Origin of the sequence: Arthrospira sp. PCC 8006, from assembly GCF_046480465.1 — a bacterium.
In the GTDB taxonomy this organism is placed as follows: domain Bacteria; phylum Cyanobacteriota; class Cyanobacteriia; order Cyanobacteriales; family Microcoleaceae; genus Limnospira; species Limnospira platensis.
This window is the reverse complement of the sequence record NZ_PKGG01000010.1, coordinates 25,833-38,743: the sequence shown is the minus strand read 5'-3', so window position 1 is coordinate 38,743 and position 12,911 is coordinate 25,833. Positions and strand designations below refer to the sequence as shown.

The following is a 12,911-nucleotide window of genomic DNA, read 5'->3' as shown; positions in this document are numbered from 1 at the left end:
TTCCAGAACTGAGACAGGGATTTTGACAAAATTAGCCAGTTTTTTAACTGCTAATTCTACCCTGCCCCAGTCAGCCCTTACGGGGGTCTTTTTTTTTAGTCTGGCAGTTTGTACTGTGCTACAATCCGTTTAGCAAAATCGGGGACGTGATTATCTAGTTTTTCTGGGTAATTGCGTTTTACATAGAGATAGTTGCGGGTGTAGTGAGAGTCGATGGAAAAGCGGGCATATTCTAAGCCTTTGGGTCCAATGCGTTCAATAACTACCCCCATCATTTTAGCGGCCCACATGGGTATGGTGACTGCTTTATCGTAGGCGGGAATGCTCTGTTGAACGGCTTGGTGGCGATCGCCTTTGGAAGATACGGGTTGAGTGTCTAGTTGGTCTTGAATCAGATCGAGCATTTCCTGTCCGCGATCGTTACGAACGACGATCCATTGCCAGCCAAAAGGAGCCCCCATATATCCTACCACCAAATCAGCCAGAGAGTTCACATAATCAAAACAACTGAGACAGGAGGGGGCAAAAATATCTTTCAGTTGGTTAGTTTTCAAGCCAAAAAATGGGACGGTTTCGGTGGAACCATCTTCGTGCTTAAAGTGGACGCGGAAATCCTGCATAAATTCATAATGGACAACAGTTTCCGGCGATCGGCTAGTAGTTTCCAAAAACTTTTGTAGACCGGCGCGGGTAACATTGTCAACGCAGGGAGTACCGAGAACATAGAGTTTTTCTAAGCCCATTTGTTTCTCAACGGCGCGCAGGGCTTGGATCTGACATCCTACACCGATAACGAGTAATTTTTTCATGCCCGATCGCTCTACTTCTTCCAAAACTGATAAGTTAGGGGAGAGGGTCGGCTTGTTGACCCTGGCGGCGAGAACTTCCTCCGGGGTCCGGGCGAGGACTGGCATAGGTCCAAAGCGATCCTCTTTAGTATTTTGGACACAAACCACCCCTTCGACTATACCTTGGTTAAGCATCTCACAGGCGATCGTGCTGACAATGCCTGTCCACTGTGCCCCTGGTATAGGTTCTTTTTTGCGGGCGGCCATCATATCCTGATGTACGCCAAAATACAGGTCATCTGAGTTGTCTAAATTACGGGATCTCCCGTGGGCTTGTTCTTCGAGGTTAGCGATCTGTTCGTTAAGAAAAGCACAGGCTTCCTTGACATAGTGGATATAGTAGGTATCACAAAGACCGCATTCGCTACAGAGGGCTTTAGCGGGGCGACGGCTTCCTGGTTTAAGGGCTTTGGCTTTCTGATGCGAGCGAGGTTGCTGTAATGAAGTCATTGAAAGCGTGTTTGTTATGTGTAAGATTCAGTGGCTTAATTTTAGCATTGAGGCGACCACTTGGGGATTACCTGAGAATTTATTGTATAATGATAAGTGTCTTTTTTCACCCTAGGGGGAGTAATAGGAGAATTGATGAAGGGGAGATATCCTAATCATTAAAAAGGCGATCGCCCCCCAAATGTTTATTTTTTTATTAAGGGTTCTGAACTATTAAAACCGAACATCTGAGATGATGGATCACATGATTACTAACACTACCAAGAAACAGTTCAGCCAGTTCGGAACGCCCCCTTCTTCCCATGACGACTAAATCAGCATTCCAGGATAAAGACACTTCTCTAATCCAATAACCTGCCTCACCAATTTTATACTCAGATGTAGCCCGAATCCCCTCATGTTCACACTGATCTAAAAAAGTTTGTAGCCAATTTTTGACCTCCTCAACTTCCTTAGCCATTAGTTCTTGTTGCACCTGCGCCGCCCGTCCCAAACCCTGTCCATAAATATCCCCAGCAGAACCAAAAGCCAGAGGAGACAGTCCCACACAATGAAAAATCTTCAGTTCTGCCTGTTCTACTTTAGCGAGGTGAAATGCTTTTTGGAACACGAGCTTACTTTGGGATGACCTATCAATGGCCACCAAAATTTTAGAATATTCCATAACCCGAACCAAATACGCCTTAGATTCATCATACCCCTTTATTGGAAGTATCAAATGAAATTATCAAATTTTCTGTTATGATATAAGGTTGCACTACAATATATGAAACGATATCAAAATGACCCAAAACTACCGCATTACCCTTCTGTCAGGTGATGGCATCGGCCCCGAAATTATGGCGGTGGCGGTGGATGTCCTCAAGGCTGTTGGTAAACAATTAGACCTAAGTTTTGAATTTAAAGAAGCGCTCATGGGGGGAGTGGCTATTGATGCTACGGGAGAACCGCTACCAGAGGAATCATTACAGGCTTGTCGCGATAGTGATGCGGTGTTGTTGGCGGCGATCGGCGGCTACAAGTGGGATAATTTACCGCGTCACCAACGCCCAGAAACGGGACTTTTGGCACTGAGAGCAGGTTTGGGGCTATTTGCTAACCTGCGTCCGGCTACTATTTTGCCTCACTTGATTGATGCGTCATCTCTGAAGCGGGAAGTTGTGGAAGGGGTAGATATTATGGTGGTGCGAGAGTTKACGGGGGGTATTTATTTCGGTCAACCCAGGGGTATTTTTGAGACGGAGACGGGGGAAAAACGGGGGGTCAATACGATGGCCTATGGAGAATCGGAAATAGACCGGATTGGACGGGTGGGGTTTGAAACGGCGAAAAAACGCCAGGGTCGCCTGTGTTCGGTGGATAAGGCTAATGTTCTTGATGTTTCTCAGTTATGGCGCGATCGCATTACGGCGCTGGCGGCGGACTATCCAGAGGTGGAATTGTCTCATTTATATGTGGATAATGCGGCTATGCAATTGGTGCGCTGGCCGAAACAGTTTGATACTATTGTGACTGGTAATTTGTTTGGGGATATCCTCTCAGACGCGGCGGCTATGCTAACGGGAAGTATTGGGATGCTACCTTCGGCGAGTTTGGGTGCTTCTGGTCCTGGGGTGTTTGAGCCTGTACACGGTTCGGCTCCAGATATCGCGGGACAGGATAAGGCGAACCCGTTGGCTCAGGTATTGAGTGCTGCTATGATGTTGCGTTATGGTTTGGACGAACCGGCAGCAAGCGATCGCCTTGATTCGGCGGTGTTACAGGTTCTTGATTGGGGATACCGCACGGGGGATATTATGTCTGAGGGTATGAAGGCGGTAGGCTGTCGGGAAATGGGCGATATGTTATTAAAGGCTTTGTCTGAACAGGGTTGATTAAGGTTCCTTCATAATTGCGATCGCTTCGGGTGAGGTTAATTCTGGGGTTAATTCTGGGGTTAATTTTGAGGGAGGCGATCGCTATTTCATCTGGTGATTATACTTGTTAAGGTTGGTGGATTTTAAGTATGGCTACAAGAAGAGTTTTTTAGCATACCTGACAAACTCTTTATCATTTTTATGTTCAACCCAAAAATTAGCTCAATGTGTTACTACTGTTAAAGGTTTAACATTTATTTATAATGATAGTCACTGATAGGTAAAGGCTTAAGTTGAGATAATTGTTTAGCTCAAAATAGCGCTATGCTTGTCGGGTGAGTAATTTAGTAATTAATTCAAAACTGCCCACTATTCCTTAATTACCTGGAAACAAAGCGAACATTTTCCGTTTGTAAATTCACCGCAACTGTTACATAAGATCCGGTCTGATATCCTGGTTCAAATATCCCTAATGTAATAATTGAAACAATAATAGAAATCAGAAATTGGAGCCAGTTTATCCCATGAATACCATACTGAATTAAAATTTCGTTGGTATTTTTGTCTCGAGAAAATTTGTAACGCCATCTTCCTATAACTTTAGGGTTTTTATTTTTAATTGCTGTTCTAGCTTGACTTTCAAAATTAGGCATTTTTTTGTTAAGAATACTTTTTGCTCGTAGCTGCTCACTTTCGGAAACATGACTACAGGCTGCCAGCAACAATACTAGAGATGTACTGCTTAAACCCAGGATAAAATAACGGCGTGAATGAAGTGCTTTTGTTGACATTGTTAAATCTCCACTTTGCTCAATTACGACAATGCCACAAACTTTAGGTATTTGGCTATACTTAAAAATCAGATTATGACGGAAGTTTTGTGAATAAATATTAACTCAATGACGCAAAATGACGCAAAATGACGAGCATCAACTAAGGTATAATGATTAAATCGATTAGCCTGTTTAAGTTAAATGGATGTAACAAAAGTTTTACAATTGGCAGATCATCTAGTGTTTCAGCAAACAGAAAAGCACTTAGACGACTCTCAGCAAACTGTGATTAAGGGAGTATGGGAAGGTAAAACCTATGATAAAATCGCTGATTCATGTCACTTGAGTGAGCGTCATGTTAGAGATATTGGTTATAAATTATGGCAAATATTATCTGAAGCATTAGGTGAGGATATAAAAAAAAATAACTTTCGCTCAACCTTTGAACGGTTAGAATTTAACTCATCACAATTCATTAATATTAATAGCATAGAAAGTAGTCATAATTTACAATTTTATTCATATCCTGGTCAGCCCTCAAATAGGGAGCAAATACATGATGATATATTCCAGAAACTCGATTTAAGTTTAGCCCCTGAAATCATTGGTTTTTCTAACCGAGAAACGGAATTAAAGAGGCTGGAAGAGTGGTTATTGAATAAGGGAAAGAGTCGTTTGATTGCGGTGTTAGGAGTATCTGGGATTGGGAAAACGACTCTAGTTAAAAGATTTGTAGATCAGCACTTAGATAGATTTGAAGTAATAATTTGGAGGGACTTAAAATTTCCCGAATCGTTGACATCGCTAGTTAATGATTTATTGAAAGTTAGCGAAGAAGAACCAAAAGTAACTGTGAGCGATCGCCTTAAACAACTATTAGGTTTCTTGACGGAAAAGCACTGTTTAATCATCCTGGACGATGTACAAAATCTGTTTACGAGAGGCGCATTAGTCGGACAATACGAAAGAGACTATCAAGATTATCAAAACTTTTTCCGGGCGATCGCCGACTTAGAACATCAGAGTAATGTTATATTAATCAGTCGAGAGAAATGTCGAGAGATGGAGTGTTTAGATGAGCAATTATATCCCATAAAATCTTTAGAGTTATCCGGTTTAGAGGATGTAGAAATCCTGAGAAATATGGGAGGAGGACTGCTGAAGGATGAGGATAATTGGTTAAAGTTAATCCAATTATATCAGGGAAATCCTGGTTATTTGAAACAGATTGCTTTTATCATCCACAACATTTTTGATGGTCATGTCGCTGATTTTTTGGCCGAGAATAGCTTGATAATCACCCCAGAAATGCAGTTTGGTTTTCAGCAGCTATTTGAGCGACTCTCACCCATAGAACAGCAACTTATCTTAGAGTTGAGCCAGTTAGATAAACCTTTAACTAGAGAAGATTTAACGGAGAGTTTACAGTTATCATCAATGGACTTAATTAACGGGTTACAGTCCTTACAGCAGCGATATATAGTTACGAAAATTCGAGAAAATCGGCTGTTGTTTAAGGTGTGTCCGGTATTGAGGGAGTATCTGCTCTGTTGTCAACAGTGATAGGAATTGGTAGAATGGATTGGTATAGTGATGTGGCTAAAGAGAGAGCGAAGAGAGCGATCGCACCTATTTGGGATGTTTTAGGTATATGCAGCCGACAAAAAAGCAAAAGCAAGATGTTCTCACTTTTGCTTAACTTGTAATAATCTAGGGATGAGGGGATAATATAGGAATCACCCCTAGTTTGATTGTAGTTTACCTTCGGGACTGTTTACGTTTCCGGGGGGCGATCGCCGCCTCAGCCGGAAAACCAACCCTAGCGATCACCTGATTTTGACGTTCTTGTTCAAGGACTTTGAGTTCGGTATAGTCAACCCAGTGAATGCAATCAACCGGACAAGTATCGATCGCCTCTTGAATGACATCTTCGGAATCTCCATCCTGGCGAAACACTCGCGATCGGCCATGGTCTGGCTCAATATAGAATGTGTTTCTAGCCACATGAGCGCAATGCTTACAGCCAATACAAGTAGGTTCATCAACATAAACCCCTTTTTGGCGGAGTGTACCCCCCAACTCTGGCTCAAAACCAGAACGCTCAGGTGCATCCCGCAAAAACCCACCCAATTCCGGTTCTAACCCCGAACGTTCTGAGTGAGACTGTTGTGATGATGCAGACAATTGAGACATTAAGCACTCCAGCGTTGAACAACTAAGCGGATCGAGCCATCTTGATTATTGTGCTGTTCGGAAACTTGGAAACCTTGGGCGCTACTCGCGCTAACCACAGTGTGGAAAGCATAACGTTGAGTAACTTTTCTCAGGAAATGATCAACCGGGGTAGCTTGTTGCCAAAATTGCAAATCTGCCACCAGTTCATATTCCTGACCATTCCAAGCGAAGCCGATATCATAACCATTCTCTTGTTCGATAACCACTTCCGCCGCCATAGTTTGACCACGATAACCTCGAACCTCACGGGGTCCAGGTTTCCAGTCAATACCTAAATCAGTCAAAGCAGCTTTTAAAGAGGTGAGATTCCGAATTTGGGTTTTGATTTGGCTAAAGTGTGACATAGTTGGTAAATTGTGAATGAATTGCTTGAACGGTTATAGATAGAATTTACCAGTTACTCAAACCCACTTGAGCAGTGGCATTCTGAGACTGGTGATTCCCTTGGGCGAAATATTCAGAAGTTGTCTCCTGATTTAATACCACCCCTAACTCAGCTTCGATCGCCGCCGTAACCTCAGCACAGGAAGCACCAACAATTCCGGTGACTCGTTCCTGAACTCGGCCGTCGGGATGGATGATAAACTCTAGGGTTTCCATAGCTTAAATCGACTGCACAAAGTGGTCTAATACAATACCGACACCAGAGAAGATCTCTGATATAGGCAGGCTGTCAGCTAAATCAGATGGTTCTGACTGCACTGTTCAGACATCAGGGGTAATCAGTTGAACAAAAACCCCTGAGAACTTGACAAAAGTTATCAATGCCTGAAGCAGTAGGTTCATTATATGTTAAGTTTCGCGTAGATGCTCGGAACCGTCAAGGCATGGTACTATTGAGCCGATAACATCTACTTCCGGCTCTCTGTATTTCCCCTCTGAGCCTGGGTAGGAGACGGCTGGCAGGGATTGGTCAGCTTTGCTACTATCCTTAGTTGAGTGAACTCACCAGACCAAAGGACTCGTTAGAGCTATGAATGTACAACAAGCAACTGGTAAGCTGAAGCATATGAATCTCAAGTCTCGCCTGATTGCTGGCGGTTTGGGGTTATTGGTGGCTATTTCTATTCCCTTGATTGGTCACGAAACCTTGGCTCGTACCCGCAGTAAAAGCGATTACGAACAGCGACTTTTTGATGCCGCTTTGGGATTTACTCTCTATTTTGAGGGTGGCTTTAGTGACCATCCAGCAGATATTGGCGGCCGCACCTATAGGGGTATTCTCCAAACTGAATATAATGCCTATCGTGCCAGCAGGGGTTTACCTCCCTTGGATGTGCTACAAATGTCTGATGCGGAAATGCTGGAAATTTATGATGGCTATTGGAGAGGTAGCGGCGCTCCCGCAATGCACCCGGCTTTAGCGATCGTCATGTTTGACACCGCCGTTAATTTTGGCATTCATAATTCCATTACTTTTTTACAACAAGCCTTGGGGTTGCCACAAACGGGGGTATTTGATGCTGAAACTCGCGCCGCTATGGAACAGGGTAACAATAAGTTTACGGCTCTACAAATTGTTAATGAGCGCATCCTTTATCGTTATAAGCGAGTTCAGGAAAAGCCTAGTCAAATGGCTTTCTTTCATGGTTGGCTCAGTCGTGATTATAGTCTCTGGGGATATGTTAGCCAGATTCAAAATTAATTGATATTCTGGGATTTATAGCCCTGCGATAACATGGGTTAGAGAGATATATTCCGGTGCGTCAGAGTTGCCAGTATTTGTTTTTACCAAAAATCTGCTGGGTCTGACGCTACGGTACTATTTTGTATGTAGGGGATATCTTTAATCTATGAATGACAGCTTTTTTCAGAATAAACAATGGTTTTTTGACCGCTGGGCTCCTTTTTATGATTTCCTGCTAACAACGGTTTTCTATCAGGCTGTACATAAGCGTTTATTGGAGTTTGCGGAGTTTCCTAATTCGGCTAATATTCTTGATATTGGCTGTGGTACAGGACGACTGCTACAGCGTTTGGCTAAACAGTTTCCTGACCTTGAGGGGACGGGGTTTGACTTATCTCCTCAAATGATTAAAGAGGCTAAAAATAAAAATATCTATGGCGATCGCCTACAATTTCTACAGGGGAATGTTGAGGCTTTACCTTTTCCTGAGTCGAGTTTTGATGCCGTTTTTTGTACTATCAGTTTTCTCCATTATCCTCACCCTGAATTGGTGTTAGCAGAAATTAAACGGGTTTTGCGACCAGGGGGAGTTTTCTATCTGGCTGATTATACCGTTAATGATTGGACTGAATATCGAGAGGTTGCTGTCTCTCCTGGTAAGTTGCGGTGGTACAGCCGCAAAAAAAGGGAACAGTTGGCTAATACTGCGGGTTTGTCTTGTTTGAGTCATCACTACCTAATCGGTCCGGTTCTCCTCACTAAGTTTGTTAATTATTAACCAATGAACTCCCTCTTATTTTGACTTCCTCTCCGTCCGGGAGAGGCTGGGGAAAGCGGCTATGCACATAATCGCGTTTTTGTCAATAGGTGTAAAATCGGCCGTCCCATTTTCCTAAAAAACTCGTGCATCGCCAGCTTAATTTTTTCCTCAGAGAATAACTTTAAGCGCCATAGAATCAGGGTTGTAGCCTGTATTTTTGCATATAGACACAGTAACCCCTTGGGTGCGATTTATYTGAGTGTATCACAACCCCTATAATCTCGTCAACTATTTGCGAGCTATTAGCAATAAAAATGTAAYAAATMTTAACAATCTTTGTAATATCAAATTCATCTGGCGGTATGAATTAGTTAAACTTATGTTATGGGGGGTGAGCATGGCTGTTGGGGGTTGATGACCTAAACTTTCGCGGGGGAAACCGGATGATTATGGGGTTTAAAAGCTGGAAGATGCCAATATTCTGGGTTAAAATCTTCTAGGGAAGTCAGGACTTGATTAGCTTGTTGATAGGCGCTGTAGTCCATTTCTGGCGGTGGAATAGCCACAACACACATTCCCGCTTGTCGCGCCGCCATTACGCCAGCGAGGGAGTCTTCAAAAACTAGGCAATTTTCAGGTTTAGCGCCTAGTCGTTTAGCAGTAATTAAAAATATATCTGGTGCGGGTTTTCCTCTGGTTAATTCCGGGTCATCTCCTCTGACAATACAGCGGAATAGGGAAAACCAGGCTTGATGGGGTTGGGTTTTGGCGGTAAAGGGTCTGGTAGCAGAACTGGTGGCGACGGCTTGGGGGATATTGTGGTTGGCGAGGTGATGGGTAAGGCGAACTATTCCGGGTAAGGGGGGAACTTGGGGATAGTATTGATAGATAATTGCGTCTTTTTCCTGCAAAAATGCTTCGGCGGTTAGGGGTAATTGCAGGGTTTCTACAATTAAGGCGGCGGAGTCTTTAGACTTACGACCACAAAGTTGATATTGTAGGGTTCTATCAATGGTTTTACCATAACGGTTAGCGATCGCCTGATTGACTTTGGCATGGAGAGGTTCAGTATCTAATAGTATACCGTCAAGATCATAAATAACGTGGGTGATCGCCATAACCGATAGGGTGGTAATTGCCTTTAAGTGTTTGATATTCAGTCGAGAGACCCCCACCTCAGAAATAATTGAGGGGGGGTCAGTGACAATTAGCGAGCTACACCATGAGTGGCTTCTACATTAATGGGTTTGAGCAGATACAGGTTTAAGAACTGCCAACCATTAGAGATGTAGTGGGGTAGTTTTTGGAAGAACTTGACAAAACCAGGTGCGTTAGAATTAGCGATCGCACTTAGTTTCTCATTAGTCTTCACACAATGATCAAGACGTTGGTAGAAACTGGGGTGATTGACATTAAGGACAATGGGGAACACCCGACCAGCAGTTTCGTTAGTTTTTTCGATTACTTCGATGTCATAATCGCGAGCATTCAAGCCAATAGCTGCATAGAAGTCCGCACGCTGTAGGTCGTTTAGATACATAGTCGCGAACACAGACAGCAGGAAGAAGCGACACCATAGGCGAGCTTTCCAGTCGTTCAACAGACTAGGTTGAGACTTGAGCATGGCATCAAAGAAATCACCGTGGCGGTTTTCATCCTGACACCAGTTTTCAAAGAAACGGAAAATCGGGTAAATCCGGTCTTCTGGATGAGCTTCTAAATGGCGATAGATTTTGATGTAACGCCAGTAACCAATCTTCTCAGAAAGATAGGTAGCGTAGAAGATAAACTTGGGTTTAAAGAAGGTGTACTTACGGCTTTTAGTCAGAAAACCCAGATCCAGAGATAAGTTAAAATCGGATAGAGCTTTGTTAAGGAAACCGGCATGGCGTGCTTCATCTCGTGACATGAGCAAGAAGCACTCAGCCAATACAGGGCTTTTTTCTTTAAGGCGACGGCTGAGTTCTTTATAAAGCAGGAAGCCAGAAAATTCGGCGGTGCAGGAACGCTCTAAAAATTCTACAAAAACTTTCCGAGTTTCACCATCAATGTGGTCCCAGGACTGCTCAAATTCTTCGTCACGGACAAAGTGATGGCGATTGTAGTCAACGCGGAACTCTTCCAAGATCGCCCTGATTTCCTCTTCATTAGCAGAGATGTCCATTTTTTCCATCTCTTCAAAATCTGTGGTGTAGAAACGAGGTGTCAGGATGGTTTCCTTAGCTGGAGCCTTAACTCCAGGACGTATCTCCTCAAATGTGGGTTTTTTCAGGGAATCTACCATAATGCTCGTGTTTTATTAATTATTGCCAGGGACTTGGTGTGGGCGATGGGCTACTATGGGCTGTACATCGCCCTTTAGTTAAAATGACCAACCCTTTGAGGGCTGCAATCAAAAGCGTTTAATATGCAACGCATTCCAGTCTAGCAAGTAATGGTGTCGCCTGCACAATCAATTCCGTTAAGAATTGCTACACCCACTGATCTGCACCAAAGATATTTCAGATGTGCGATCATGGTTATAGTCCCTTGATGTCAGGACTTGGAGGTTATCGTGAAAAAAATTACCACGAGTTATATATTATGGGCGATCGGCTTGATTACTCCCATCAGTGGTTTACATCGCCTGTACAATGGCCAAATTGTCACGGGTGTAATTTGGATGTGTACTTTGGGACTGTTCCGAGTTGGCCAGTTGGTGGATGTATTTTTGATTCCGAGTATGGTGGAGGAATGTAATGCTAAAGCACAGGCGAGGCTGGGAGTTGCGCCGGACGGTTCCCCACTTCCCCACAGTAACCCGGTGACGTTAAATGTGACTGGGGACTTGCAGGAACGTCTGCGAATGAGATTACTACAGGCAGCGGCGGCGCGGGGTGGTAAACTGTCAGTTACTCAGGGAGTAATGGCAACTGGGGCGGACTTTGAACGGGTGGAAAATGTTTTAAATGATATGTTCAAAAGGGGTTATGTTACTATTACCAATGACCCGGAGTCTGGTATTGTGATTTATGATTTCCACGAGTTGTAAATATGTACGGAGTTCGCGGCGCTTTTCTGGATTTTGTTGATGAGGCGTTTGTGGTGTCTCCCACGGATAGCTATCGCTATATTCAGGATGGTTTATTAATTGTTGATGATGGCAAAATTCAGGCTTTCGGTTCCTATGACAATATCCGAACGGATTATCCAGAAGTGGAGATTATCCACTATAGCCAGAGATTGATTATACCTGGATTTGTTGATACTCATGTTCACTATCCACAAACGGAGATTATTGCTTCCTATGGTGAGCAGCTTTTGCAGTGGTTAGAAAAATATGCTTTCCCGGGTGAACAAAGGTTTAAAGACCCATTACACGCCCGCGAGGTGGCTGGGTTCTTTTTTGATGAATTGGCGCGGAATGGCACGACTACAGCGGTGGTAATGACAACGGTTTTCCCAGAGTCAACTCGGGTATTTTTTGAGGAGGCACAAAGTCGTAATATTCGGGCGATCGCTGGTCAGGTGATGATGGATAGGAATGCGCCTAACTCCCTACTGGATAACCCGGAAACTGCCTATGACAATAATAAAGATTTGATTAAAGAATGGCATAATCGCGGTCGGTTGTGCTATACAATTACTCCAAGGTTTGCGATAACTTCGACCCCAGAACAGTTGGAAGTAGCCGGACAACTAAAACGAGAATTTCCTGATGTGTATGTTCATACTCATTTATCAGAAAATCGAGAAGAATTAGTGACGGTTTCCCAATTGTTTCCTAATTGTCAAGATTATTTGGAGGTATACGAAAAGGCGGGTTTAGTAGGCGATCGCTCAATTTTTGCCCATGGCATTTATTTAAGCAATTCCGAGTTTAAACGTCTGTCCGAAGCTGGTTCAGCCATAGCCTTCTGTCCAACTTCCAATATGTTCATTGGTAGTGGATTATTTAATCTGAAAGAGGCGAAATCACCAGCGCACCCAATAGCGGTAGGTTTAGGGAGTGATGTGGGTGCGGGAACCAGTTTTTCCATGCTCAAAACGATGTCAGCCGCCTATAAAGTCACCCAACTACAAGAGCAAACTCTGTCGCCATTGCAAGCCTTTTATTTAGCTACCCTAGGGGGTGCTAAAGCGATTCATTTAGACTCATATATCGGCAACTTTAAGGTAGGTAAAGAATCCGATTTTATTGTATTAAATTGGCAAGCCACACCATTAATGGCATTCCGCCACCCTCAGCATAGCATAGAATCAGTGGAAAAACTCAACGAAATCCTATTTTCTCTGATGATTTTAGGGGACGATCGCAGCATTGATGCTACCTATATTGGGGGAAACCTAGCCTATTGTAACCATGATTATATGACCTGGTAG

General features: G+C 43.5%; 14 protein-coding genes. 6 read left to right on the top strand and 8 right to left on the bottom strand.

Going from position 1 to position 12,911, the window contains the following annotated elements; translation table 11 throughout:
* Positions 1–95: 95 nt before the first annotated feature.
* Positions 96–1,298 carry a Coenzyme F420 hydrogenase/dehydrogenase, beta subunit C-terminal domain gene (locus B9T16_RS03265; protein ID WP_006617675.1) on the bottom strand — a complete coding sequence of 401 codons (1,203 nt, stop codon included), beginning with the start codon at positions 1,296–1,298 and terminating at the stop codon, positions 96–98.
* A gap of 196 nt (positions 1,299–1,494) precedes the next feature.
* Entirely contained in the window at positions 1,495–1,962 is a 468-nt protein-coding gene (locus tag B9T16_RS03260; protein WP_006617674.1) for a universal stress protein, read from the bottom strand.
* Between the two features lie 118 nt (positions 1,963–2,080).
* Here B9T16_RS03260 and leuB point away from each other — a divergent pair, with 118 nt between their 5' ends.
* Positions 2,081–3,172, top strand: a complete 1,092-nt coding sequence (gene leuB / locus B9T16_RS03255; protein ID WP_410244086.1) for a 3-isopropylmalate dehydrogenase — start codon at positions 2,081–2,083, stop codon at positions 3,170–3,172.
* A gap of 362 nt (positions 3,173–3,534) precedes the next feature.
* On the opposite strand, the gene B9T16_RS03250 is transcribed toward leuB, so the two are convergent.
* Positions 3,535–3,945 carry a hypothetical protein gene (locus B9T16_RS03250; protein WP_006617672.1) on the bottom strand — a complete coding sequence of 137 codons (411 nt, stop codon included), beginning with the start codon at positions 3,943–3,945 and terminating at the stop codon, positions 3,535–3,537.
* A gap of 183 nt (positions 3,946–4,128) precedes the next feature.
* Here B9T16_RS03250 and B9T16_RS03245 point away from each other — a divergent pair, with 183 nt between their 5' ends.
* Positions 4,129–5,490, top strand: a complete 1,362-nt coding sequence (locus tag B9T16_RS03245; RefSeq protein ID WP_410244085.1) for an AAA family ATPase — start codon at positions 4,129–4,131, stop codon at positions 5,488–5,490.
* Positions 5,491–5,685: 195 nt separating this feature from the next.
* Here B9T16_RS03245 and B9T16_RS03240 read toward each other — a convergent pair whose 3' ends face one another.
* The 3 genes from B9T16_RS03240 to B9T16_RS03230 are packed head-to-tail and all read right to left on the bottom strand — an operon-like array spanning position 5,686 to position 6,762.
* Entirely contained in the window at positions 5,686–6,120 is a 435-nt protein-coding gene (locus B9T16_RS03240; protein WP_006617670.1) for a ferredoxin, read from the bottom strand.
* Positions 6,120–6,506, bottom strand: a complete 387-nt coding sequence (locus B9T16_RS03235) for a DUF1257 domain-containing protein (RefSeq protein WP_410244084.1) — start codon at positions 6,504–6,506, stop codon at positions 6,120–6,122. The genes B9T16_RS03240 and B9T16_RS03235 overlap by 1 nt, the downstream gene beginning before the upstream one ends.
* Before the next feature lie 46 nt (positions 6,507–6,552).
* Complete coding sequence (locus B9T16_RS03230) at positions 6,553–6,762, bottom strand: DUF2997 domain-containing protein (protein WP_006617668.1); 210 nt, start codon at positions 6,760–6,762, stop codon at positions 6,553–6,555.
* Between the two features lie 373 nt (positions 6,763–7,135).
* Between B9T16_RS03230 and B9T16_RS03225 the strand changes: the two genes are divergently transcribed.
* Together B9T16_RS03225 and B9T16_RS03220 are read left to right on the top strand one after the other, a co-directional pair.
* Positions 7,136–7,807, top strand: a complete 672-nt coding sequence (locus tag B9T16_RS03225; RefSeq protein WP_317270683.1) for a glycoside hydrolase family 108 protein — start codon at positions 7,136–7,138, stop codon at positions 7,805–7,807.
* 148 nt (positions 7,808–7,955) lie between these two features.
* Positions 7,956–8,567: a class I SAM-dependent methyltransferase gene (locus B9T16_RS03220; RefSeq protein WP_317270684.1), complete on the top strand. Its 612-nt coding sequence runs from the start codon at positions 7,956–7,958 to the stop codon at positions 8,565–8,567.
* 401 nt (positions 8,568–8,968) lie between these two features.
* Here the strand turns inward: B9T16_RS03220 and B9T16_RS03215 are convergent, their stop codons facing one another.
* Together B9T16_RS03215 and acsF are read right to left on the bottom strand one after the other, a co-directional pair.
* Positions 8,969–9,667, bottom strand: a complete 699-nt coding sequence (locus B9T16_RS03215; RefSeq protein WP_035736314.1) for an HAD-IA family hydrolase — start codon at positions 9,665–9,667, stop codon at positions 8,969–8,971.
* An 89-nt stretch (positions 9,668–9,756) separates the two neighbouring features.
* Complete coding sequence (gene acsF, locus B9T16_RS03210; protein ID WP_410244083.1) at positions 9,757–10,833, bottom strand: magnesium-protoporphyrin IX monomethyl ester (oxidative) cyclase; 1,077 nt, start codon at positions 10,831–10,833, stop codon at positions 9,757–9,759.
* Positions 10,834–11,103: 270 nt separating this feature from the next.
* Between acsF and B9T16_RS03205 the strand changes: the two genes are divergently transcribed.
* Together B9T16_RS03205 and guaD are read left to right on the top strand one after the other, a co-directional pair.
* Positions 11,104–11,580, top strand: a complete 477-nt coding sequence (locus tag B9T16_RS03205; protein WP_410244082.1) for an NINE protein — start codon at positions 11,104–11,106, stop codon at positions 11,578–11,580.
* A gap of 2 nt (positions 11,581–11,582) precedes the next feature.
* Entirely contained in the window at positions 11,583–12,911 is a 1,329-nt protein-coding gene (gene guaD, locus B9T16_RS03200; RefSeq protein WP_410244081.1) for a guanine deaminase, read from the top strand.

What these genes read in the sequence shown, in the direction of transcription:
- B9T16_RS03250 (WP_006617672.1), bottom strand. Translation starts at nt 3,945, where the DNA reads ATGTCAACAAAAGCACTTCATTCACGCCGTTATTTTATCCTGGGTTTA.
- B9T16_RS03220 (WP_317270684.1), top strand. Translation starts at nt 7,956, where the DNA reads ATGAATGACAGCTTTTTTCAGAATAAACAATGGTTTTTTGACCGCTGG.
- B9T16_RS03215 (WP_035736314.1), bottom strand. Translation starts at nt 9,667, where the DNA reads ATGGCGATCACCCACGTTATTTATGATCTTGACGGTATACTATTAGAT.
- B9T16_RS03240 (WP_006617670.1), bottom strand. Translation starts at nt 6,120, where the DNA reads ATGTCTCAATTGTCTGCATCATCACAACAGTCTCACTCAGAACGTTCG.
- B9T16_RS03245 (WP_410244085.1), top strand. Translation starts at nt 4,129, where the DNA reads ATGGATGTAACAAAAGTTTTACAATTGGCAGATCATCTAGTGTTTCAG.
- B9T16_RS03260 (WP_006617674.1), bottom strand. Translation starts at nt 1,962, where the DNA reads ATGGAATATTCTAAAATTTTGGTGGCCATTGATAGGTCATCCCAAAGT.
- B9T16_RS03230 (WP_006617668.1), bottom strand. Translation starts at nt 6,762, where the DNA reads ATGGAAACCCTAGAGTTTATCATCCATCCCGACGGCCGAGTTCAGGAA.
- B9T16_RS03265 (WP_006617675.1), bottom strand. Translation starts at nt 1,298, where the DNA reads ATGACTTCATTACAGCAACCTCGCTCGCATCAGAAAGCCAAAGCCCTT.
- B9T16_RS03235 (WP_410244084.1), bottom strand. Translation starts at nt 6,506, where the DNA reads ATGTCACACTTTAGCCAAATCAAAACCCAAATTCGGAATCTCACCTCT.
- guaD (WP_410244081.1), top strand. Translation starts at nt 11,583, where the DNA reads ATGTACGGAGTTCGCGGCGCTTTTCTGGATTTTGTTGATGAGGCGTTT.
- B9T16_RS03225 (WP_317270683.1), top strand. Translation starts at nt 7,136, where the DNA reads ATGAATGTACAACAAGCAACTGGTAAGCTGAAGCATATGAATCTCAAG.
- acsF (WP_410244083.1), bottom strand. Translation starts at nt 10,833, where the DNA reads ATGGTAGATTCCCTGAAAAAACCCACATTTGAGGAGATACGTCCTGGA.